The 24,535-nt window shown below is 35.4% G+C and carries 22 protein-coding genes and 1 pseudogene; 5 read left to right on the forward strand and 18 right to left on the reverse strand.

Going from position 1 to position 24,535, the window contains the following annotated elements; genetic code table 11:
• From IEW94_RS02490 to IEW94_RS02510, 5 genes and pseudogenes are all read right to left on the reverse strand, one after another.
• Positions 1-2,095: pseudogene (locus IEW94_RS02490) on the reverse strand (hypothetical protein); the annotation flags it as partial.
• A 77-nt stretch (positions 2,096-2,172) separates the two neighbouring features.
• Positions 2,173-3,768 carry a S41 family peptidase gene (locus tag IEW94_RS02495; protein WP_188649679.1) on the reverse strand — a complete coding sequence of 532 codons (1,596 nt, stop codon included), beginning with the start codon at positions 3,766-3,768 and terminating at the stop codon, positions 2,173-2,175.
• Positions 3,768-4,199, reverse strand: coding sequence for a deoxycytidylate deaminase (locus tag IEW94_RS02500; RefSeq protein WP_188649680.1), 432 nt, complete (start codon positions 4,197-4,199; stop codon positions 3,768-3,770). Before IEW94_RS02500 ends, IEW94_RS02495 begins: the two co-directional genes overlap by 1 nt.
• Before the next feature lie 218 nt (positions 4,200-4,417).
• Complete coding sequence (locus IEW94_RS02505) at positions 4,418-5,005, reverse strand: HupE/UreJ family protein (RefSeq protein WP_188649681.1); 588 nt, start codon at positions 5,003-5,005, stop codon at positions 4,418-4,420.
• Positions 5,006-5,040: 35 nt separating this feature from the next.
• Positions 5,041-6,012 carry an NAD-dependent epimerase/dehydratase family protein gene (locus tag IEW94_RS02510; RefSeq protein ID WP_188649682.1) on the reverse strand — a complete coding sequence of 324 codons (972 nt, stop codon included), beginning with the start codon at positions 6,010-6,012 and terminating at the stop codon, positions 5,041-5,043.
• A gap of 151 nt (positions 6,013-6,163) precedes the next feature.
• Between IEW94_RS02510 and IEW94_RS02515 the strand changes: the two genes are divergently transcribed.
• Positions 6,164-6,685, forward strand: coding sequence for a hypothetical protein (locus IEW94_RS02515; RefSeq protein WP_188649683.1), 522 nt, complete (start codon positions 6,164-6,166; stop codon positions 6,683-6,685).
• A 60-nt stretch (positions 6,686-6,745) separates the two neighbouring features.
• Here IEW94_RS02515 and IEW94_RS02520 read toward each other — a convergent pair whose 3' ends face one another.
• Positions 6,746-7,459 (reverse strand): tetratricopeptide repeat protein, encoded by a 714-nt coding sequence (locus tag IEW94_RS02520; protein WP_188649684.1) that lies wholly within the window; start codon positions 7,457-7,459, stop codon positions 6,746-6,748.
• A 248-nt stretch (positions 7,460-7,707) separates the two neighbouring features.
• Between IEW94_RS02520 and IEW94_RS02525 the strand changes: the two genes are divergently transcribed.
• Complete coding sequence (locus IEW94_RS02525; RefSeq protein WP_188649685.1) at positions 7,708-8,178, forward strand: CBS domain-containing protein; 471 nt, start codon at positions 7,708-7,710, stop codon at positions 8,176-8,178.
• Positions 8,179-8,181: 3 nt separating this feature from the next.
• Here IEW94_RS02525 and IEW94_RS02530 read toward each other — a convergent pair whose 3' ends face one another.
• Entirely contained in the window at positions 8,182-8,529 is a 348-nt protein-coding gene (locus IEW94_RS02530) for a hypothetical protein (RefSeq protein WP_188649686.1), read from the reverse strand.
• Positions 8,530-8,620: 91 nt separating this feature from the next.
• A complete protein-coding gene (locus IEW94_RS02535) occupies positions 8,621-9,061 on the reverse strand; it encodes a DinB family protein (RefSeq protein ID WP_188649687.1) in 441 nt (146 codons plus the stop codon).
• Between the two features lie 182 nt (positions 9,062-9,243).
• On the opposite strand from IEW94_RS02535, the gene IEW94_RS02540 reads away from it, so the two are divergent.
• Positions 9,244-9,576, forward strand: coding sequence for a single-stranded DNA-binding protein (locus IEW94_RS02540; RefSeq protein ID WP_188649688.1), 333 nt, complete (start codon positions 9,244-9,246; stop codon positions 9,574-9,576).
• Positions 9,577-9,630: 54 nt separating this feature from the next.
• On the opposite strand, the gene nadB is transcribed toward IEW94_RS02540, so the two are convergent.
• The gene (gene nadB, locus IEW94_RS02545) at positions 9,631-11,190 is read right to left on the reverse strand and encodes an L-aspartate oxidase (protein WP_229669433.1); all 1,560 of its coding nucleotides are present in this window, start codon (positions 11,188-11,190) and stop codon (positions 9,631-9,633) included.
• Positions 11,191-11,192: 2 nt separating this feature from the next.
• On the reverse strand, positions 11,193-12,119 hold the full coding sequence (gene nadA / locus IEW94_RS02550; protein ID WP_188649690.1) for a quinolinate synthase NadA: 927 nt from the start codon (positions 12,117-12,119) through the stop codon (positions 11,193-11,195).
• A gap of 102 nt (positions 12,120-12,221) precedes the next feature.
• On the opposite strand from nadA, the gene IEW94_RS02555 reads away from it, so the two are divergent.
• Entirely contained in the window at positions 12,222-12,695 is a 474-nt protein-coding gene (locus IEW94_RS02555; RefSeq protein ID WP_229669420.1) for an RrF2 family transcriptional regulator, read from the forward strand.
• Here IEW94_RS02555 and IEW94_RS02560 read toward each other — a convergent pair.
• The 3 genes from IEW94_RS02560 to nrdG all read right to left on the reverse strand — a co-directional run bounded on the left by IEW94_RS02560 (position 12,692) and on the right by nrdG (position 16,989).
• Complete coding sequence (locus IEW94_RS02560) at positions 12,692-14,509, reverse strand: hypothetical protein (RefSeq protein ID WP_188649691.1); 1,818 nt, start codon at positions 14,507-14,509, stop codon at positions 12,692-12,694. The two genes, IEW94_RS02555 and IEW94_RS02560, sit on opposite strands and share 4 nt — an antisense overlap.
• Positions 14,510-14,660: 151 nt before the next feature.
• Positions 14,661-16,532 (reverse strand): anaerobic ribonucleoside-triphosphate reductase, encoded by a 1,872-nt coding sequence (gene nrdD, locus IEW94_RS02565; RefSeq protein ID WP_188649692.1) that lies wholly within the window; start codon positions 16,530-16,532, stop codon positions 14,661-14,663.
• 7 nt (positions 16,533-16,539) lie between these two features.
• Positions 16,540-16,989, reverse strand: coding sequence for an anaerobic ribonucleoside-triphosphate reductase activating protein (gene nrdG / locus IEW94_RS02570; protein WP_188649693.1), 450 nt, complete (start codon positions 16,987-16,989; stop codon positions 16,540-16,542).
• Positions 16,990-17,388: 399 nt separating this feature from the next.
• Here nrdG and IEW94_RS02575 point away from each other — a divergent pair, with 399 nt between their 5' ends.
• A complete protein-coding gene (locus IEW94_RS02575; protein ID WP_188649694.1) occupies positions 17,389-19,977 on the forward strand; it encodes a phosphoenolpyruvate carboxylase in 2,589 nt (862 codons plus the stop codon).
• A gap of 68 nt (positions 19,978-20,045) precedes the next feature.
• Here IEW94_RS02575 and IEW94_RS02580 read toward each other — a convergent pair whose 3' ends face one another.
• The 5 genes from IEW94_RS02580 to IEW94_RS02600 all read right to left on the reverse strand — a co-directional run bounded on the left by IEW94_RS02580 (position 20,046) and on the right by IEW94_RS02600 (position 24,419).
• Positions 20,046-21,290 carry an ammonium transporter gene (locus IEW94_RS02580; RefSeq protein ID WP_188649695.1) on the reverse strand — a complete coding sequence of 415 codons (1,245 nt, stop codon included), beginning with the start codon at positions 21,288-21,290 and terminating at the stop codon, positions 20,046-20,048.
• Positions 21,291-21,309: 19 nt separating this feature from the next.
• A complete protein-coding gene (locus IEW94_RS02585; RefSeq protein ID WP_188649696.1) occupies positions 21,310-21,648 on the reverse strand; it encodes a P-II family nitrogen regulator in 339 nt (112 codons plus the stop codon).
• 159 nt (positions 21,649-21,807) lie between these two features.
• Positions 21,808-23,049, reverse strand: a complete 1,242-nt coding sequence (locus IEW94_RS02590) for an ammonium transporter (protein ID WP_188649697.1) — start codon at positions 23,047-23,049, stop codon at positions 21,808-21,810.
• 22 nt (positions 23,050-23,071) lie between these two features.
• The gene (locus IEW94_RS02595; RefSeq protein ID WP_188649698.1) at positions 23,072-23,410 is read right to left on the reverse strand and encodes a P-II family nitrogen regulator; all 339 of its coding nucleotides are present in this window, start codon (positions 23,408-23,410) and stop codon (positions 23,072-23,074) included.
• A 28-nt stretch (positions 23,411-23,438) separates the two neighbouring features.
• On the reverse strand, positions 23,439-24,419 hold the full coding sequence (locus IEW94_RS02600; protein ID WP_188649699.1) for an outer membrane beta-barrel protein: 981 nt from the start codon (positions 24,417-24,419) through the stop codon (positions 23,439-23,441).
• Between the last annotated feature and the right edge of the window lie 116 nt (positions 24,420-24,535).

The raw sequence follows: 24,535 nt of genomic DNA on the forward strand, positions 1-24,535 counted from the left end.
CTTCTCCAGCATTTGGTAATACATCAATTGTAACATTAACTTCCGAAGTGTCTGAACCACAAACGCCGTTGGTAACCGTATAGGTGTAAACTCCCGCAGCATCAATTGAAGGATTGAACATTCCCGTGCCGCTCGATAAACTTGGAGACCAAACTCCACCTGTATCTGGTGTACCATTTAAGCTACCAAATAAATCCACAGGGCTACTGTTCATGCAAATCTCCAAATCCCCGTTTTCTCCAGCATTTGGTAATACATCAATTGTAACATTAACTTCCGAAGTGTCTGAACCACAAACGCCGTTGGTAACCGTATAGGTGTAAACTCCCGCAGCATCAATTGAAGGATTGAACATTCCCGTGCCGCTCGATAAACTTGGAGACCAAACTCCACCTGTATCTGGTGTACCATTTAAGCTACCAAATAAATCCACAGGGCTACTGTTTATGCAAATCTCCAAATCCCCGTCTTCTCCAGCACTCAAGGTATTAGCTTGTTGAAAATCAAAAATACTATCAGAATTACTATCCAGAGGGATTGTATAGCCATCGGGTTCTCCAATAATCAAGCCATTTGCGTCAACAGTATCTGGAAGACTACCTAAAGTACCATTTCCATCACCATCGATAAATCCTGCTTCAATAACATCAAAGCAACCATCACCATCACTATCTAAATCTTGATAATCTGGATGGTTGTCTCCATCTGTATCTCTGTTTGGGTCTCCATTTTGTTCAACGGTGTCAAGAATTCCATCATTATCATCATCTAAATCATCATCATTCAAAATCCCATCTTTATCAAAATCAGGGACACATTTTTCTCTTACTTCATACTCACTACTACATTTTGAAGGGTTATCTTTTATATATATATTACCATTAATAGTCCCTCTAGTCAATAAATTACATAGGACTGAACAATCGGTCAATGAAGAGTTCCCACTAATACTCATGGCAGTACCTCCAGGAGAATCTAATATGAAAATATTTTCTAACCCGGATAAATTTGTCAATGAGGGATTCCCACCAACACCTAACATTCTAATCTCTATAAGGCTTCTAAAACCCTGTAAACTTATTAAATTATTATTTAGTCCTATATCTAAATCTCCTTCAAGTTTAGTTAATCTTGTAAACCCTGTTATTTCTAAAAGATTATCATTTTCATGAATATATAAGTTTCCCCAAGAAGGGTCTAAATCTCCAATAATTTGAATATTATTGAAACCGCTTATATTTGTCAATCCAGTCTGGCGTATTTCCAAACCACTACCAATTGTTACAAGATTATCAAACGTTGGTATTTCAGTTAACAATGGACATCCTACAAAATAACCCCCAATATTAATTTGATAATCTACCTTAGTCAAACTTATAAAGCCTATTACACTAGTTAAGTTAGCATTCTGCCCAATATCAATATTTCTCACAACCTCCATTAACGAGTTAAATCCGTTAATTTCAGTAAGAGTTACATTATTTTCAATACTTAGATTCCCTTTAAAAGATGAAATGTCGAAGACAGTACCAATTCTTATGAGGCCATTAAATCCATCAATTTTTATTAGTGAATTATTTCTTAATATGCTAAACCACCCATCTACAATTGTTAAATTTTGAAAAACATCTATAGTTTCCATTAAAGAATTTCCAGAAATTTCAAAATTTCCTCCAACAGTTTGTAATGCATCAAAACCATTGATTCTCTTTAATCCTCCATAATTATCTGTTATGGAAAAATTGCCATTTACAGTTTGCAAATTATTGATTCCATCAATAGTTTCTATTAAATGACTTTGATCAATTATAAAATCTCCACCTACATATTCTAAATTTCCAAAATTTGAAACACTGTTAATTTTAGAATAACTAATTCTTAAAGAACCTTCAATCCTTTTTATGGACGTTATTCCAGAAATATCGGTGGCGTCACTTATATATAAATTTCCAGTAATGACCTCGCAAGTTCCAAAATTTGCAATATAATTTTGTACATCTGTTTGGCTATTTAAATAAACATCTCCAATTGGGCATTGTGAATAAAATAATTGAGCTATGAAAAATATTAAAATGAAGTAAACGTACTTGTGCACTAATTCTTAAATTTTAATTTAAAATTAAATGTAATTAAAATTTTGTAAGAAAATTATTTTTTTGTTGATATAAGAGTTTAACGTTCTTGTTCACTCAGCTTAATCACCTCATCAACCATACTATCTTCTTGGTTGAAAATTTCTTCATAGGCGCCATTGCCATACAATTGGTCTCCCAAAGTGGCCTTTAAATATTGCTTGACTTCATCATGGTAGGCAAGAAATGTGATTTTTGAATCTGTTCGAGCATTTAAAAAATCTTCAAAAGCATATACCATATCATCGCCAACTTCAAAATTGTCGATAAACTCCTGTCTAGGTATGTTGTTGTAAAAATTTCTGTCTTTTTCAAGTTGTTCAAAAATAAAATAGCCCATAAATCCCTTACGCTGTAAATACGACAAGGTTTCATTTTTCATACCACCATCAATAGGCACAAAAATATCTGGGATAATGCCGCCGCCGCCGTAAACTATTTTCCCTTTGGGTGTTGTATATTTTAAAGAATCTGCCACTTCTATTTTTGCAGAATCTACCAACTCGCCGCTTTCCAAACGGTTATAATAATCGTCGTAGTAATCTTGAACACCGTGATTATATGGTCGTTGAATGGATCGTCCTGTAGGGGTATAATATCGCGATACCGTTAACCGTATGGCACTACCATCACCCAATTCCATTTCCCGTTGTACGAGCCCTTTACCGTAAGACCGCCTACCTACAATGGTTCCTTTGTCATTGTCCTGAAGCGCTCCAGCTACTATTTCGCTCGCAGAGGCAGAATTTTCATTGATGAGCACATACACATCACCTGTTTCAAACTCCCCTTTTTCTGTTGCAAAACTTTTCTCAATAGCACCGCTTTTGTTTTTTGTAAACAAAATAAGCTTTCCATCTTCTAAAAACTCATCAGCAACTTGCTCTGCAATACCCAAAAAACCTCCTGGATTATCCCTTAAATCAAGTACTAGTTTTGTAGCGCCTGATTTTTTAAGCTTATCCAATCCTTTTTTAAATTCTTTATAAGTAGTCTCAGCAAACCGATTGATTTTTATGTAACCCAAATCCTTGGTCAACATATAGGCCGCATCCACACTTTTAATAGGAATATTGGCTCGTTTTACTGTAATGTCTAAAAGCTTAGGCTCTCCTCTTCTATAGACTTTTAAATCTACTTTTGAGTTAATGGGCCCTTTAAGTTTTTCAACAATCTCACCATCTTTCAACACGTTTCCAAACAAAGAATCACCATTAGCCATAATAATCCTATCACCACCTTTAATACCTGCTTTGTCACTTGGACCTCCATCAACAGCCCGTATGACGGCAATGGTATCTCTGTAGGTATAAAAATTAACACCAATACCCACAAAATCACCTTTCATGTTTTCGGTTACGCGCTGCATATCCTCTTTTGGAATGTAAACAGAGTGCGGATCCAGATTTTCAAGGATACCATTTACGGTAACATCAACAATGCTATCGGTATTCACATCATCAACATAATCATATTCTATATAATCAATAAGTCTATCCAGTTTATCTTTTTTGCTATTGGAAGAAGAAAACAGCCTGTCTGGCGAGTCTGAAAAATTCAACTTACCACCAATAAAAATACCTAAGGCAATAGCTATTCCTAAAAGTAATGGCAAATATTTTTTTTGAATGTGCATTAGGCTTCTATATCTTCAATTAATGTGAGTTCAATACCTGCTTTTTTTAAAAATTGCAAACCAGAATCATCTTTATAAGCTACTTTATAAACAACCCTAACAATACCTGCCTGATGGATTAGTTTACTGCATTCTTTACAAGGTGACATGGTTATGTATAAGGTTGCGCCTTTACAAGATTGCGTAGAGCTTGCCACTTTTAAAATGGCATTGGCCTCAGCATGCAATACGTACCATTTGGTGTAACCGTCTTCATCTTCACAAAAATTCTCAAAACCAGATGGCGTTCCGTTGTAGCCATCAGAAATAATCATTTTATCCTTAACAATCAAAGCACCAACCTGTTTGCGTTTACAATAGGATAATTTCCCCCATTCATTTGCAATCCTTAAGTAAGCTTTATCGTATTTAAGTTGTTTGTCTTTTGACATAAAATATATTACTAATTAATTGAGCTTGCTTGTGGTTTTTACAGAATTTTGGTAAAGTAACAAATAAAAAAAGAGCTACAATAATTACTTATGATTTTATAAACTAAATGTATAACGAAGATAATCGCTTGGAATTTTAATTACAATGCTAATTCGTTAAAGTTTTATGAAAGTTTTAAGAATAGCAGGCCTGTAAAAACGGTTAAATATGCTTTAAGCTAAAAAATCCACCGACCCATAATCATGGGGATAACAAGACCAACCACTATGGCCGAAATCACCATCATCCAATCACGCCTTGAGAACCTAAAAATAGTTTGCATGATGTATCCCAAAAAGAGCACACAAAATACAATAATGATTTGCGAGATTTCAATGCCAAGGGCAAACTCCACCAAGAGCGCTAACTTGCTATCTGTTTTACCAGCAAGCATGTGGAACTCTCTAGCAAAACCTAAACCGTGAATCAAACCAAAAAACAATGTTGAGAAAAACAAGACACCCACTTTGCTTTTCTGTGGACCTTTTCCAGCAGTAAAAACATTGAATACCGCAACAATTAAAATGGTAACAGGAATTAAAAACTCAATTAATCGTCCGTTTACACTAACAATGTCATAAGCTGCCAATACAAGGGATACGGTGTGACCAATTGTAAATGTAGATACCAATAAGAAAACCCGTTTCCAATCCTTAAACAAGTAAGGAATGGTAAGGACTATGAGGAATAAAACGTGGTCGTAGGCATTTATATCAAGCACATGGTTTATACCATATTGTACATTGAACCAAAAATTTTCAAGCATGCTGTTTTAGGTATTTGGGTTTCCCAAATATACAATTATTTGGAATTTGTAACCGTGCTGCTATATTTTTTCTGCAATTGGGATATCATTTCCTTGGCAATATCCTCAATAGAAAATTTATGTTGCCAGCCCCAGTCTTGTCTTGCAAATGAGTCATCAATACGCTTGGGCCAACTATCGGCAATCTCTTGTCTGTAATCAGGATTGTAGGTTATTTTGAAATCTGGTATATAACCCCTGATGGATTCTGCCAACTCTTTCGGTGTGAAGCTAATGGCCGATAAATTATAAGACGAACGAATTTTTACTGACTTAGCTTCAGCTGTCATAATATCAACTGTTGCCTGTATGGCATCTTCCATAAACATCATAGGAAGTTCTGTGTTTTCATTTAAAAAACACTCATAGTTTTTGTCCGTAATGGCTTTGTGAAAAATATCCACCGCATAATCAGTAGTGCCGCCACCAGGCAATGTTTTGTAACTTATAATGCCTGGATAACGCAAACTTCTCACATCAACATCATATTTATTATGATAGTATTCACACCACCGCTCGCCTACCTGTTTGGTGATACCATAAACGGTTGAAGGTTCCATAACCGTAAATTGTGGCGTATTCTCTTTGGGAGTTGTTGGTCCAAAAACGGCTATACTGGACGGCCAAAACACTTTTTTGATAAATTTTGCCTTAGCCAGATTGAGTACGTGAAACAAGGAGTTCATATTCAAATCCCAAGCTTTCATAGGGTATTTTTCACCTGTAGCACTTAACATGGCCGCCATTAAATAAACCGTATTGATACGGTATTTTTCAACACAAATTTTAACCGCCGCATAATCTTGCGCATCAACAATTTCAAAAATTCCTGAGTTAACAATATCCAGATTGCTATAGCTTATATCGCTGGCTATAACATTTTTATCACCGTACATTGCCCTAAGCTTATAGGTCAGTTCAGACCCAATTTGACCGCAGGCACCAATAATTAATATTTTGGGATTCATTAAATGTCGATTTATAAGAATATATCAAAAATAATAAGATTTTATTGAAGATATTGTATTTTAAGACAAAAAAACAAAAACTCATTGCACATTGTTTAAAATAAGATTAAGTATTCGTTTATATTTGTAAAGTCGCTTATAACGCAATAAAATGAAAACATCTCTTATAATTGGAATCTGTTTAAGCATGTCTTTGCTATCGTGCCACAATGCTTCAAAAAAAAACAATACCGAGCAAACATTCCAAGAACCAGTGAGTAAAAGTTTATCTGAAAAAGATATTTCAAAACTTAAGTATGTGGAATATACTTTGGATGTAAAAACCGAAAACGCCATTAAGGATTGGCTTAAATACAAAGACCTTGAAGATGTTGTTGAGAATGTGAAAAAAGGAGATCTTTCTTATTTTAACGATAACAAAAAAGGCATCCAAACGTTTTTGGTTGAGTTGTCAAAAACCATCCCAGACACCGTTAACACGCCTTCTGTAACAGCAAGAATCACTGCTTTTGAAACCAAGCTTTATAAACTTGAAAGCCTGGCCAATTTACAAACGACTACAAAGCAGGAATTGGGTGAAACCATTCGGGAGTTTCTGGAAGCCTTTTCAAATTTAAATTTCCAAATGAACAAGAAGTTGGAAAAAGACTCCCAACAGATTGAAAGGCCTTAAATGAACATAAAAAAAGGCATTTTATAAGTTATAAAATGCCTTTTTTTATGTGTGAATTATTTAGTTTTTTGGCTGTGCTGCTTCTGCTTGAAGTGCTTGTTTTTGCCTTAGCAATTCGTTCTTTGTCAATTGTATTAAATTGAAATTAGGAGCGGTTTTTAAAGTGGCGTCCAAAATATCAACAGCAGCATCAATATTGGCTTTGGTATCTCTGTTATAAGTTACTAGAGCATTCAAATACATGAAAGCCGATTTTAATGGCACCTTATACGGATTTTGTGTTTCATAATAGGTTTTTGTCATGTCATCTTTGGCGTTTGCCAATCCATAATCAATATGCTTTTGCGCTTCATCTAAATTTTTGATTTGTAAATTAAGCTCTGCCAATTCATAAGCAATTAAGGCATTTGGGTTTCGTTTGAACATTTCATCAAAAAACCCAATGGCCATCTTTGGTTGTCCCAATGCTTTTAATGATACGGCCTTTACTTGGATGGCAATATCAGAATCATTGGCAACTTTATCAATCCCAATGGTATTTAAAGCTTGGGAATATTCCTCATTGCTCATATAGATATACGCTAAGGTATCTAATCTTGCTTGGGAAGGTGATAGCACATTCAAATGCGTTATACCGTTAATAATTCCTTGAACGTCTCCCTGTTTTTTCATTTGTTGATAGTACGCCTCAAAATGTTTCAATAATTCTGGGTTGCTCTGTGCACTTAGTTGAAAACTACTCACTAACACTATCAATACGACTAATCGTTTCATCTTAATTATATTTAATTTTTATTGACCGCGATAAAACTATAAAAATTTAACATTTAATCTCTTAAAACAATGCTAATTATTTTAAAAAAATTACACGCAATCAAATCATTTTGTTTTGACAATCTATTAAAATATTAACTTAATATTATCTGTATTATCAAATTCTATCAGTTTAAAACATCTAAAAATATAGATTTAGGAAAAATGAAAAAAAATAATTACATTTAGTTATCTTAAATTGAAGTACCATGGGAATAAAAAGTTTTCTTGCCGCAAGAAGGAACAAAAAAAAGACAGCTGGAGATACACCTTTAAAGGTTAGTGACTATATGACCAGAAATTTGGTAACATTTAAATCCAACCAACCTATTGAGGAAGTTATTAATGCCATTATTAAGTACCGCATTTCAGGTGGCCCAGTTGTGAATGATAAAGACGAACTAATAGGGGTTATATCTGAAGGTGACTGTATAAAGGAAATCAGTGAGAGCAGATACCATAACATGCCTATGAGCAACCATACCGTTGAAAACTATATGATTAAAAATGTGGAAACCATAGATGGAAACATGAACATTTTTGACGCGGCCAATAAATTTTTAGAAGCTAAAAGACGGCGGTTTCCAATAGTTGAAAACGGAAAACTGATAGGGCAAATAAGCCAAAAGGATATTTTAAAAGCAGCCTTATCAATTAAAGGTTCTACCTGGAAAAAATAATTTTTATTCCCGTTTTACCAAGGCAAAATAATCGCCTTCCAAGGGTAGGTAACCTTGATCATACACAAAATAATACACGGTACCGGCTTTGGTTGTGTAGATGCTTGTAAAATAATTAAAATCAAAACCCGCCTCGACAAGTTTGGCCCTTGAAACTTTTGTTTTTTGGTCAGGATTGAGCATTTCCAAAATTCTATAATTTTTCCGCAGCCTATTATTAGTATTGCGTATTAAATTTTTACTATCCTTATTAACCTTGTTGTTATAAGCATTTCTACACGCATCACTACAGAATTTTTTGTCAATTCTGCCGACAATTTTTTCGCCGCATTCTAAACATTGTTTTGCCATAATTTAATTTTAAAAAATTATTATTACCATCTGCCAGCATATTCTAAATCAATAGCAGAACTTTCTTTTAAATAATGATATTGATACCTAATTATTTGCCGAATAGCAAGTAATCGTGCGCCAACCAATTGGCGAGAAATTGTTTTGCGGACAAAGGCCCTAATTTAGGATGTTGGTAAACATTGTTCCAATTGGCATTAATTTGTGCATGCAACCAACTGATGGAATGATTGCGTTCCTCTAAAAATTCATGAACTTGCTTATCATAATTTTGAGACATGTACCGTCGCTCTAAAACCCAGCCTTCAGGATTTATGGAAGGCATTTCCAAAAGAGGGGTTTCTAGTGTATGCTTAACTCTGGCTCTAAAATCATCACGCTCTTCGTCCAATAAATGACACACAATCTCTTTTAAACACCATTTTTCAGGTTGTGGCCTCCATAGATATTCTTCCTTGCTTTTAAGCACCAGCAAGCTTTTAAAAATATATTGGTTATTACCTAACTGATTAATAATCTGCGTGATAGTCATGATAAAAACTGCATATAGGTGCTAATATACACAATTTTTATTCGTTTACAAACGACTACAAACATTTACAAACGATTTTAAATATTTATTAACCGAATAACATTTGGAAACCGTCACATCTTTGCCTTGTCGAAACATAAGAACTCGATAGTATTAACTGTTTAACCTTTAAATTTAAAATTATGAACACGCTTAGAAACAAAGTACAGTTGATTGGTAGATTAGGACAAGATCCTGAAATTGTAAACTTTACAGATGGTAACAAAATGGCTAAATTCTCACTGGCAACAGATGATAGCTACAAAGACAAAAAAGGAAACAAAGTGGAACGCGCCTATTGGCATAACATTGTTGTAAAAGGCGGATTGGTAAACGTGGTGGAAAACTATATTACTAAAGGAAAAGAAATTGCTGTTGAAGGCAAGCTCACCAACCGCTCTTGGGAAGATAAAGATGGCAACAAACATTATACAACCGAAATACTTTGCAGTGAATTATTGATGCTTAGCAAATAATACTTAACCTATACGTTATAACTTTTTAAACGAGACTTCTCCCAAAAGTCTCGTTTATTTTTTTACGTTATCAATATTAAAGTAACCTCCTTTATTTTCTGTTCGTTCCAATGATTGACCAATTATTAAATGAGCTACATTAACCATGTTTCGCAATTCGCATAATGAGGTTGTTATTTTAGATTCCCGATAAAGATCTTCTACTTCATTATAAATTAATTCCAAATGTTTTATGGCTCTTTTTAACCGTTTGTTGCTTCTAACGATACCCACATAATCCCGCATTAAAGCCTGTAATTGTTTCAAGTTATGCTGTATTAAAACATGTTCCTCAGGAATGGTTGTTCCTTCGTCATTCCAATCAGGGATTTCAATAGTTAGTGTACCATATTCATGGCTGCTATGAAATCTAAAAATATTGTGGGCATATACCAGCGCTTCCAACAATGAATTGGAGGCCAATCTATTCGCACCATGTAATCCGGTTCTGGTACACTCGCCACAGGCAAATAAATTGGATACGGAAGTCTTTCCGTCTTTGTCAACTTCAATGCCACCACATAAATAATGAGAAGCCGGCACCACAGGAATCCAATCTTTTGCTACATCAATATGATGCTCCAGGCATTTTTCGTAAATATTGGGAAAATGATTTTTAAAGTCCTTGATATCTAAATGGGTACAATCTAAATAAACATGGTTTTCACCTGATTTCTTCAGCTCCCTATCAATGCTTTGTGAGACAATATCCCTAGAGGCCAATTCTGCCCGTGCATCATAATCAGGCATAAAACGATAGCCATTTTTATTTCGTAAATAGGCCCCAAAACCTCTAACTGCTTCCGAAATCAAAAAAGAGGATTCTCCTTTTGCTTCGTACAATGCAGTAGGATGAAACTGAATAAATTCCATGTCCTTAATCTTGGCTTTTGCTCGATAGGCCATGGCTATACCATCTCCAGTAGCAATTTTGGGATTTGTTGTATGGCCATATACACAACCAACACCTCCGGAAGCCAACAGTGTGCTATTAGCTTTAATTGTAAAAATATGTCCTGTCTTTTGGTCTAAAACATAAGCTCCATAACACGAAATTGTATCTGATTTTACATTTTTTATATGATGGTTTGTTACCAAATCAATTGCAAAATGATGTGATAAAATAGTGATGTTTGGTAATTGATGGACGCATTTCAACAGGGCGCGTTCAATTTCATATCCTGTGATATCCTTATGGTGTACAACACGATACTCGGAATGCCCGCCCTCTTTACCTAAATCAAAATCCCCGCTCCCATCCACATCAAAATTAGCACCCCAAAGCAATAATTCTTTAAGGCGTTTGGGGCCTTCTTCAACCACCATTTTAACAACACCCTCATCGCATAATCCATCCCCTGCAATCAATGTGTCTTTAATGTGCTTTTCAAAAGAATCTGATTGTGTATCCAAAACAACGGCTACGCCTCCTTGGGCATATTTGGTATTGGATTCTTCTTCATCAGACTTGGTTATAATTATAACCTCTCTATCAGGAAATTTTTCAGCTATCTTAATGGAAAAGGTCAGCCCTGCAACACCTGAACCAATGACCAAATAATTTGTTGTCATCATCATTATTTTGATAGTTCAAGCATGCGTTCTATTGGCAGTAATGCTTTTTTTCTAATCTCTTCAGCAACTTCTATTTGAGGCGACTCATTCAATAAGCAATCATACAGTTTTTGCATGGTATTCACCTTCATAAATCCACATTCACTGCAAGCACAGGTATTGTCTTCGTGTGCTGGTGCCGGAATCAATTCTGTTTGGGGAACCTCTTGCTGCATTTTGTGCAAAATACCTGCTTCAGTAGCCACAATAAATTTTTCTTGCGGATATTTCTTCACATAATTTATCATACCAGATGTAGAACCAATGTAAGTTGCTGTATTTAAAATATGCTCTTCAGATTCTGGATGCGCTATGATTTTGTGATCTGGATATTTTTTATGCAACTCAATCAATTTATCAATAGAAAAAGCTTCGTGTACAATACAACTACCGTCCCAAAGCAACAGATCTCTCCCAGTCTTTTTCATGATATATTTACCCAAATTTTTATCAGGAGCAAATATAATAGGCACGTCTTTTGGAACAGATTCTACAATCTTTAAAGCATTTGATGACGTACAAACAATATCACTCAACGCTTTAATTTCAGCAGAACAATTAACATAGGTGATCACCACATGGTTGGGATGTTTTTTTATAAATGCTGAAAAAGCTTCTGGAGGACACGAATCAGCTAAGGAACATCCCGCTTTTAAATCCGGTAAAACAACAGTTTTTGTTGGATTTAATATTTTAGCTGTTTCGGCCATAAAATGAACACCAGCAAACACAATGATATCAGCCTCTGTTTCAGCTGCCTTTTGCGACAAGCCTAAACTATCACCAACATAGTCTGCTACATCTTGAATGTCTGCCGTTTGATAATAATGGGCAAGAATAACCGCATTCTTGTCCTTTTTAAGTTGAATTATTTTTTCCTTTAAGCCCATTATTTGGTACGATAAAAAATTAAGAGTGCAAACTTATTGCTTTTTAAACAAAAATCATAAATAACACTTTAATAAAGATTAAAACATCTTTTTTTCTTATGTTTGAAAACAAAAACACTTATGCTCTCAAATGCTTGTAAATATGCCATTCGTTCTATTTTATACTTAGGAATTCAAACGGATGAGAACACTAAAGTAGGTGTTAAAAGAATTGCTGATGAGCTAGAAACACCTCAGCCTTTTTTAGCCAAATTATTGCAACAGCTCACAAAAACCAATTTGGTGTCTTCAACCAAAGGGCCGAATGGCGGATTTTACTTATCACAAAAAGACAAGGAAAATTCTGTTTGGGATGTTATTAAAAACATAGACGGCACCTCAAAATTTGATGACTGCTTTTTAGGTTTGTCAACATGTAGTGACAACAATCCGTGCCCGGTTCATTTTATTGTATCACCATTCAAACAAAAACTATTGGACAATTTTAAGGATAAAACCATTGCCCAATATGTTACGGAAATAACCAAAACAGGAAAAGTTATTTCCCTTAAGGATTTTGATATTTTAAAAAACTAGCTGTTAACGGGAATTAGTGATAGGTTTTCTATTTCTGAACCTATGTTTTGTAACATTTTTACACTCTTCTCCAATTCATTTAAAACAGAATCTTTTATTTCTTCAAAAGCATTGGTGACTGTTTCAAATAAATTTTGATAATACAAAACACCTTCCTGCATATTATTTGTAAAAGTCAATAGATATTTTTCTTCTTTTTTGTTCATGTTCTTTTTGGCGTCTTCCAATTTATTTTTTAGAAAATCCATATAAATATGAAGTTCTTTGATGAACATATTGGGCCGATCTGTTCTGGTTATCATGTTATCCCGTCCATAAATATGATCGGTCATGTTTATTAGGCTCATGATTTTTGAATAGTAAGCCATATTGGGTCCAGGGCAAATGGAAACACCGGTGCCTTCAACTTTAGTATCCAAATTATAGGACAACAAAGCAGATGTACCCAAACCTACACAGGTACAGGTTTTTTCGGTGATTTTATTTAGACTCTCTTGATAGGCCTCTGCTGATAATTGCTGTCCTTCAAGCTCTTTTATTTTTAAATATTGGTATTCCCGCGAAGCCGTACAAATACCGGTTTCCTTGAATTCTTTGTTTAAAGACACAAACTTCTTTGGGCATGCGCTTCCTGGTCTTCCCTTAGCTATAAAGGCTTCTTTTTCTAAATCTTTAGTATTGCCTCTAAGGTTATTAAACGGAACACCTAAGGGAGAAATATCGCTTAAATACAAATCCTCTTCCTTGGCCTCAACCAATTGATGTAATGTTTTTTCATCAACCGTTGTGGCTTCGGGAACCAATAAAAATGGAGTGCCCCAACCAATGGAATCCAATTCATAATGGTCCAATAAAAACTCGTGTTCCTCTTCAGTGCCAACACCGCCTTGAGCAGAAATTTTTATGGATAAATTATTGTTTGAAATAATGCGTCCTTGGTTCTCTAATTCTTGATTTAAAACATCTTGAATAGTAGCCCTTAACTCTTCCCGTTTTTCTTTAAACTCCTGTAAAACCGGGCCTAAAAGATAGCCATCGGTCGCAAAGGCATGGCCACCACAATTAAGGCCTGATTCTATTCTATATTCTGAAACCCACAACCCTTTTTTTGCCAAAAATTTTCCTTGGATTAAAGCCGATCTGTAATCACTGACTTTTAAAATTATTTTCTTGTTAAAGTGACCATTTGCATTTGGATAAAAATCATCAAACTGGCTCATGTAAGCATATAAACGTGGATTCATACCTGCAGACAATATCACAGATGATTTTAACTTACTTTGTGCAAAACCTCTTAATGCGGCATGGGCATCATTATATTCTACGGGGAGTTTTTCAGTTTTATTATAATTGTCTTTATCAACCTTGGTCATAATGTTGACATCTATATGGCCCATGGTTAAATTTTTGTTTGCCCAATTTTTAATTTCTGATAAATTGAAACCATTTTCCATTAGTTTATTGAACTCTGTTTTTAAAGACGAACTATCTGGAAGCATGGCAATATATTTCTTGATTTCATCAGTCTTTTCAATAGACACATTTTTTAAGGCCTGGAAATTTTTTTCGGCCAAATCGCTAATTAAATTTAAATAGGATGTGATTCGTTTCGCCCTAAAATCGTCAATTTTATCTGTGATTTCTTTGTATGGAATCTCAAATTTTTCGCTGTACATTTTGCGTAATTTCTCGAGGAGAATATCATCAACCAAAGAAATAACCGAATCGATTCCGTATTGAGCAACTTTTAAAGGCGTGTCTATAGTAAATCCAATGCCCATTACAGGAATATGGAAGGAGTGTGTGTTTTTCATAGAATTTGTTTAACAATATGTAAATCGGTAAAGATATTTTATTGAAACCTTACAAAATATGACATTCATCATATATTAAAAGGCTACCTTTTTTAGATAGCCCTTTCAACAATGAATTATAATAAAATTGCAGATACTATTTTCCCAACTTTTATTTATCTATTAAGACCCCTAATTTATGTTCTTGATGTTGCTCTTGGAATTTTGTTATGGCGTTGGCTCGAATATCGGCCAACTTGGTTGATGGTTTTTCAATATGGTAATGCCTTAACTGATGCTCTTGTTGTCTACCAGAACTAAAACTTGATACCCGTTTTAAATAGCCAATAACGCGCGTTGCGTGATCCACATCAGTAGAGCCACAAGTAGTACATACATAATTTGTTTGTTTAGATATGGCATTACAATCATTACAAATGGTAATTCTGATATTAAAACAGAAATAATTACAACCAGCGGCAGCCGTTGCATGGATAAGCTTAACAAAACCATCTTTGTTTGGCGCTTCCTCAAGATTAAGGTGAAGTGCTGAACCGCCATCAAGGTATTTGATAATGTCTTTACCGTGTAATATAATTTTATCAAGCGTATTGGTTTGTTGGTCTTCCACTTTATAGAAATAAGAGTTGTAGCAATCTCTTGGAACCAACAAGCCATCTTCTTTGTCCCATTTGGCATTTTTAACACCTAAATTTTCTGCAGGTACAAATTCTGTATTGAACATATAGCCATAGTGCTTTTTAGCCAATTTATTTTCATCATAAATGGCTTTTAAATGCGAGTTTACAAACTTTTTATACGTATCATTATTGCCAACAGTAATCCCTTGGCTTTCGGCAGCTTCAACCATACCATTAATGCCAATAGTCAAAAATTGTTTGTCCAGTGCTATAAATCCAGCTTTATAAACGGGAAGCAAGCCCGCCTGTTCATATTCTTCAATAAGACTTCTGTATGCCACTTGATATTGATGTATTTTTCTAACCTCATCAACAATATTGGCGCCTTTTTGAACCAAGCGGTTCATGTTGAGTGTAATCACGTTTATGGATCCTGTGGCCACACCGCCGGCTCCTAAAGAGTAGCTGAACGTATTATCACTTATCTCATTTCGCAATCTGCAACAAGATGCCAAACTATCGGCACTTTCAGATTGATAGATGAAAAATGAATTGCCCTCACTTAACTCTTTGGCACACATATCAGTAAATTCTTCATCAACCGGTTTGCCATCATTTACCAACATAGCAGCCGTAACCACTGGAAACGTGAGAATGGCTTTATTACGTTCGCCATTGAACCATTTCATAAAAAAGGCTTGTAGTTTTTTTAAGCTTTCCCATTTGGGTTTGGTCATGTCTGGAAATACAAAATCCCCAAACATGCTGTTAAAATACATTTCATCATATAAGGAAATATTCCAAAAAACTGATTGATACCCCCGAGCTGCAGCTGGTTGATTAACCGCATATACCACGTGCTGCAAATGATTGGCTATAATATTTTTATGGGTGTCCAAATAATTTTCACCATAATCATTGACTGCAAAATGATCAAAGTACATCAAAAATTCAACGGTTGCCAAAGCCCCTGCAAATTGCGAGCTTATCGCAAACACCAAATTAACAAACTCACCACAAAAACTTTCCAAATGCTTGGGTGCCCTGCTTTCGCCACCTACCTTGGTAAGGCCATCCAATAAAAATGGGTACATACTAATGGACACACAATAGGGTTTTAAAGAGGTTTCGTCATGAATGTAAATTTCATGTGATTCAATTTGCTTGATGTATTCATTGGCCAAGTCCTCACCAAAAAGCGATGCTATTTTCCGTTTTACCAAAGCCCTGTTGACCTGTATATTGATATCCTTATTAAGTTCTGCCTCCATGGTTGCAATGTTTTTTGAGGTGACATTGGCATTGGCATCTACTTTTGAACCATCGGCTGCATTGGCCGAATGGATGTAATGTTCAATAAAATCAATTTTCTGGTTTACTTGGGCGTTGGTAAGTCGGATCATAATCGTGTTAGTTTTTTATAAATAAGTTGTTTTTTATGGTATTAGATGTTATTTCTATGAATTTTTGATTGGTTTTTTCACTGCTCAATCCGCCTAATTCGGGCATCCATTTTCCTGTTTTTATCCAATCAAGCTGATTAAGTATATCCTTTGAGACGGTTTCTTCCCCGGTATATAAACAGGTTTTATATTGTTTGTTTTTGGCCAGTTTTAATAAATCAACCAACTGGTCTTTATGCCATTCGCCACCCATAAAAAGCACACAGGTAGCCAGGTTTTTATATTGTTGCAATTTTTCAGAAAAAACCGCTTTTGTTAATTCATAACCATTTTCTTCTTTCCATAAAAAAGAAGAATGACAACCTTCGCATTGAAGTGAACAACCGCAGATTGAAAAACACAAACTGATTTCTCCGGGTACTTCTTGCAATACAACTTGAAAGTCGTAGTAATTCATTTACAAAAATATTTAAAAGATTATAGGGTCTTTTATTATTTTATAAAACTAACCACTATTTTTTTTGAATTAAACCCAAGCCAAATGAGTTATTAAAAATGTTATTAACAATCTTGTAATCGCCATATAACATGATAGTTAGTCAACATATATTTTTGAAATCAACAGAAATATTACATCTTGAGAAACCGCTTTTGGAAGCAACTCTATGTGAATTTTAGTAGTTCCTCGATATAATTTGACATTGTAGTTGAAAGATGTTAAATTAATATCAGTTTTTTTTAATTATTCTTAATGAGAATTCATTATACTTTAAAAATCAACAAAACTTATTAGATAAGGCAATGATTCATGAAAGCTTCATTACTTTTACACGTAATTAAAAATTAGATTGATACTATGTCCGTAGAGCCAAAATTAGCACGATTCAAACAAAACGTTTTATCCAAATACCAAATATACAACAGTATATTCATGACCTTGCCTTTTGACACCATTACTAAAACAGGTGTTTTATTGCCATTATTCCATGAAACCTGTAAAAAAGGATTTGCAAACGGTGATGATCCTACTACTATTGTCGACACGTTTTTTAAGAAATACCAAGCAAGACGCACCAAGGAAAGCCAAATAAATTTATTGTTCCGGTTTATTCAATATATAGAACGCCAAGTGGTATTATTTGATGCCATTGAAGATGCCGCTTTCCCAATAGTAAATAACATGGAAGGTATTGGCACCTTAAGGAACCTTAAAGAATCGGCCATTTCTGAAAACCGATTGGAAGAGCTTAAAAGCTATCTTGAGGAATTTAAAGTGCGTATTGTATTGACCGCTCACCCTACGCAGTTTTATCCAGGGTCTGTTTTGGGCATCATCACGGATTTAACCGAAGCCATTAAACGCAATGACCTAAAGGAAATCAACAATTTGTTTGCCCAACTTGGTAAAACACCTTTCTTTAAACGAGAAAAACCAACCCCTTATGATGAGGCCGTCAGTTTGATCTGGTATCTGGAAAATGTATTTTATAAGTCTTTTAGCGAAATTTATAATTACATCCAACAGAATATCTATGACGATAGTAAAAAGCATAACGAAATCATAAACATTGGTTTTTGGCCCGGTGGCGATAGAGACGGAAACCCGTTTGTAAAACCAGAGACTACCTTAAAAGTGGCCGCAAAACTAAAGCAATCAATCTTAAAAAAATATTACGCAGACCTTAAGGATTTACGACGAAAATTAACCTTTAGAGGCATTGAAGAACGCGTGATTCGATTGGAAACCATCATGTATAACTTCAGCATCAACTTAAATGCCGAAGAAACCATTTCGTCCAAGGAACTGCTCCACGAATTACTGGATATTAGGAACACCATCATAGAAAAACATCAATCCTTATATGTTTCTGAAATCAATAATTTAATCAATAGGGTACGCCTTTTTGGATATTATTTTGCAACCCTTGACATCAGACAGGACAGTAGAATCCATCACTCGGTTTTTACAACCGTCATAAATCATTTAATTGAAACCGGTCACCCATCGTTTCCAAAAAACTATCATGACTTATCTGAAGATGAGCAAATCAAGATTTTATCAGAAGCTTCAGAAGGAAATATTGATATCAATGTATTTGAAGATGAAATGGTGTTCAACACCTTAAAAACCATTGAAACCATCAAGGATATTCAAAAAACAAATGGTGAAAGAGGTGCCAACCGATATATTATAAGCAACAACCAAACCGCATTAAATGTCATGCAGTTGTTTGCCATGTTAAAATTAGTAGCGTTCAAAGATCATTTAACGGTTGATGTAGTACCGCTTTTTGAAACCATCACAGACTTGGAAAATGCTCCAAAAGTAATGGAACAACTGTATTCCAATCCAAACTATATGGCCCATTTAAAAAGCCGTGGCAATAAACAAACCATCATGCTCGGCTTTTCTGACGGCACCAAAGATGGCGGTTATTTAATGGCTAACTGGGGTATTTACAAAGCCAAGGAATTGCTTACTGAAATGTCAAGAAAATATGATATTACGGCCATATTTTTTGATGGGCGTGGTGGGCCACCTGCTAGAGGTGGCGGAAAAACACATCAGTTTTACGCATCTTTGGGACCAACCATTGAAGACAAAGAAGTCCAGTTGACCATCCAAGGGCAAACCATCAGCTCTAACTTTGGAACATTGGATTCTTCTCAATACAACTTGGAGCAATTGATTAGTTCGGGCATGTTTAATCGTATTGGAAAAGATAAACTTGCCATGTCTGCTGATGACAGAGTTGTCATGAACGATCTGGCCGAGACAAGCTATCAAGCTTATAAAGACTTTAAAAATCACCCCATGTTCATTCCTTATTTAGAGCGAATGAGCACCTTAAAATATTACGCCAAAACCAATATTGGTAGTAGGCCATCAAAACGTGGCACTTCAGATAAGTTAGTGTTTTCAGATTTAAGAGCTATTCCGTTTGTAGGTTCTTGGAGTCAGTTAAAACAAAACGTACCTGGATTTTTTGGAGTAGGAACAGCCCTAAAAGCCTATGAGGAACGCGGCGAATTCCACAAAGTAGAATCCTTGTACAAAAACTCAAAATTCTTTAAAACACTATTGGAAAACAGTATGATGTCATTGACTAAATCGTTTTTTGATTTAACGCAATACATGTCAAAAGATGAAGAGTTTGGTGCATTTTGGAACATCATACACAATGAATATCTTACCACAAAAAGGTTACTTTTAAAGTTGACAGGATATAAAGAATTAATGGAAAATGAGCCATCTGGAAAAGCGTCTATTGATGTACGGGAAGCTATTGTATTACCATTGCTGACCATTCAGCAATACGCTCTTAAGCGAATTCAAGAGTTGGAAAAAGAACCCGTTAAAGATACCGAACAAATCAAGATTTTTGAAAAGATTGTAACCCGCTCATTGTTTGGTAACATTAACGCCAGTAGAAATTCGGCTTAATAAATAACTGTTTATAAATAAAAAGACGGCTTAAAAAGCCGCCTTTTTTATACAATATATTGTGTTTATTAATGTTCGTTCAGCCTAAAATCCGGATACGCATCCATACCATGTTCATGCACATCAAGCCCTTCCAGTTCTTCTTTTTCAGACACGCGTATTCCAACTGTTTTCTTTAAAACAATAAGTATAATAAAACTAGTGATGACGCAAAAAACGCCATAAACCGCTATTCCAATCAATTGGCTTATAAATTGGTTGAATCCTGCCAATGCACCAAAAATACCAACAGCCAATGTTCCCCAAACACCACAAACCAAGTGAACGGCAACAGCACCTACAGGGTCGTCCAATTTTAATTTATCAATAAAGCTTACCGCAAATACAATTAGAGTTCCGGCAATAGCCCCAATTAAAATAGCATCCATAGGACTCATTTGATCGGCTCCCGCAGTAATGCCAACCAATCCGCCCAAAATACCATTTAAGAACATGGTCAAATCTAAGTTCTTATACATGGCGGTTGAAACCAACATGGCTACAACTCCACCTGCAGCAGCTGCCAAGCAGGTAGTAACCAATGTTATGGATGTTGCTGATGGATCTGCCGAAAGTACTGACCCTCCATTAAATCCGAACCACCCTAACCAAAGTATCAAAACTCCTGTTGTTGCCAAAGGAAGATTATGACCCGGAATGGCCTGAACTTTTCCGTCTTTAAATTTCCCAATTCTTGGGCCCAATAAACATACAGCCACAACGGCTGCCCAGCCTCCAACAGAATGTACTAAGGTTGAACCAGCAAAATCATAAAAAGGTGTGCCCATGGTTTGCAAAAAACCTCCGCCCCATTTCCAAGAACCAGCAATAGGATAGACTAATCCTACATAAATAACTGTAAAAATCATGAACGGTACAATCTTGACACGTTCAGCAACAGCTCCAGAAACAATGGTTGCTGCAGTTGCCGCAAACATCCCTTGGAATAAAAAATCAGTCCAGTACGTATAGCCTCCACTTGCGTAAAGCGTTCCATCTGCATTTGTAAATGCATTTTGCATGCTTCCCAACCCAATACCAAAGTGTGGCATGGCTATAACGCCATTGAAGGCGCCTGGATACATTAAGTTAAAGCCAACCAAGCCATATAAAAGTAGGCCAACAGTAACGATAAAAATATTTTTAAATAAAACGTTTATTGTATTCTTTTGTCTTGTTAAACCTATTTCCAAAAGTGAAAATCCAAGGTGCATAAAGAAAACGAGCGCTGTACAGATCATCATCCATACATTGTTAGTAGTTAGTAATTCCATAAATAGTGTTTCTGATAATTTATTTTAATGTCTCTCCTCCTTTTTCGCCTGTTCGTATTCTGTAAGACTCTTGCATGTCAGATACAAATATTTTTCCATCTCCCACTTGCCCCGTACCTGCTGAGCTTAAAATTGCTTTTATTGTGGCATCTGCAAAGTCATCATTTACCACAATGGATAAATATCTACGTTGAATATCACTGGTACTGTAACTAACACCCCTGTAGACGTGGCCTTCTTTTTCGTTCCCAATTCCAGTAACATCCCAATAAGAGAAAAAGTTCACTCCAACACCGTGCAAGGCTTCTTTTACATCGGTGAATTTCGATTTTCTGATAATCGCTTCAATTTTTTTCATGATGGTATTATTTAATAGTTTGGATCCAAAAGTAGAAAAATAAATTTTAAATGGGTTAAAATTTGAGGTAGAGCGGTTAAAAAATGATAAAATAACAAAAGGACCCCTAAAAAATTAGGGATCCTTTTTTAAAAAACGTTTTATTAATAAAATTTGATATTAATGCTCGTTCAATCTGAAATCTGGATAGGCTTCCATACCATGCTCATGGATATCAAGACCTTCAATTTCTTCTTTTTCAGAAACGCGTAAGCCCATTGTTTTCTTGAGGATGAACAACACAATGAAGGATGCCACTATGGCCCATAGTCCAATGCCGAAGACACCCGCAGCTTGAGCACCTAATTGGCCAAACCCACCACCGTAGAACAAGCCTCCATCAGTAGCAAATAAGCCAACACATAAAGTACCTATCGCACCACAAACACCATGAACTGAAACAGCTCCAACTGGATCATCAACTTTTAATTTTTTATCAACAAACTCTATTGACAATACTACAATGATACCACAAATAATACCAATTGCCATAGCACCAAAGTTATCTACTGCAGCACAACCAGCAGTAACACCAACCAATCCTGCAAGCACACCATTTAACGTCATGGATGCATCTGGTTTTCCGTATTTAATCCAAGTGAAGAACATAGCCGCAAGACCACCCGCTGCACCAGCCAAGTTTGTTGTAATGATAATGTTTGATACATGAGCAGCACTGTCTCCAGAAATTGCTAACTCAGAACCACCATTAAATCCATACCATCCAATCCAAAGAATGAATACACCCAAGGCTCCAAATAAGATACTGTGACCAGGAATAGCGTTAGATTTTCCGTTAGTATATTTTCCAATTCTAGGACCCACCATAGCGGCAGCAACCAAAGCAGCCCATCCTCCAACAGAGTGCACCACAGTTGAACCTGCAAAATCAATAAATCCTAAGTCAGTTAACCAACCATCACCTTGCCATACCCAGTGACCGGATATAGGATAGATAAGTACGGTCATCAATAATGAAAACACCAAATAGGTTGTAAACTTGGTTCTTTCAGCAATGGCTCCAGAAACGATAGTGGCAGCTGTTGCACAGAATACTGTTTGAAAGAATAAGTTATGCATCTCACCAGCATCATTGAAAAACAATGAAGGCGTTCCTATAAAAGAGCTAATATCATCGCCGTACATAAGTGCATAACCGATTAACCAAAACCCAACAGATCCAATACAGAAATCCATTAAGTTTTTCATAATAATATTTATAGTGTTTTTAGATCTGGTAAATCCTGTTTCCACTAATGTGAACCCTGCTTGCATAAAGAAAACCAATGCTCCTGCAATTAATATCCACATAATATCTAGCACACCATTAATGTCTGCTATTCCTTTTACTACTTCTTCCATAATAAATTATTTTTGTTGATTATTACTTAAGGGTATCCCCACCTTTTTCTCCCGTTCTTATTCTATATGACTCAAGGACATCAGACACAAATATCTTTCCGTCACCTACTTCGCCAGTTCCTGCAGAACTAATAATGGCTTTTACAGTTGGGTCTGCAAAGTCATCATTAACGACTATAGATAAGTATCTGCGTTGAATATCACTGGTACTGTAAGAGATCCCTCTGTATACATGTCCTTCCTTTTCATTTCCTATTCCGGTAACATCCCAGTAAGAGAAAAAGTTTACCCCAACACCGTGTAGTGCTTCTTTAACCGCACGGTATTTTGATTTTCTTATTATTGCATCAATTTTCTTCATAATTATATGTTGTTTTAATTAGGATTTTTTAGAAACTATAAATAGCAGCTAATGTGAAGGCAGCTAAACTTTTTGTAGGAGCTAAGTCTGAATCTAAATATGGCTCATCATTGCTCCAAGAATCTAATCTAATCTCAGGTTTAATTATTAAGTTTTCAACTGTATAGCTTCCTGTAAGAGTGGCCGCAAAAACGCTTGGCAAATTGCTGGCATCTTTTACATGGTAACCAAAATACTCACCTCTTAATCCAATACTAAAATCATCAGATGTTTTTAACTGCGGATATAATGCAGCGCCATAAAAACCAGCATCATCCATAGTTTGATAAGCGCCATTGATTCCTAAGAAGAAAGAATCAGATAAATCAAAACCTCCTGTATAATCAATTTCAAAACCTAAAACTTCCTTGTTATCATAGTAAAAGTTTAAAAATTGGCCAGAGAAACCTAACTGGGCACCAAGAGCATAGCCTCCAGTCATGTTGTTGTTAACATCTGTTGGATTCATAACGGCAAGCATCAAACTGAAATCATCTGATAAAGCAAAATCAGCTTTAATACCAACATGAGAGAATGGTCCGTTAGAAAATAAATAAGATGTGCTGTAGTTAAAGTTACCCACCGGAGAAATTACTTCATACCCTAAATACGTATTGAAACGACCCATTGTTAAGGTTGTGCTTTCTGAAACATTCCAGTATGCATATAATTGGTTAAGATTGTAACCGCCAACAGCAGCATCACCTCTTGGTCCAAAAACCACATCGGCAACCACACCTGTTTTTTCACCTTCATAAGATGCAATGATATTGGCCATGCCTAATGCAAAGCCTGTCTCATCTGCAAATGAAGTTCCAAATGACTGTCCTGAATTATCTGGAGCGGTTAACATAGTTTGATAATAAGCATCTACTGTACCGCTAATACTTACTTTTTTAGCCGGAGCCTCTTCTTGAGCGAATAAACTAAACGCTGCTAAAAACATTGAAAGTGTAAAAATTTTTTTCATGATTGTTTAATTTTTAAGTTATTGTTTTTAAATGTTATTTTATTGTTAATATGGCGTAAAACTATATAAAAAAGTTTTAACCCCTAAAAAAAATAGGGTTAACTGGCTAACTTTTA

Origin of the sequence: Yeosuana aromativorans (assembly GCF_014646655.1) — a bacterium.
Lineage (GTDB): Bacteria > Bacteroidota > Bacteroidia > Flavobacteriales > Flavobacteriaceae > Yeosuana > Yeosuana aromativorans.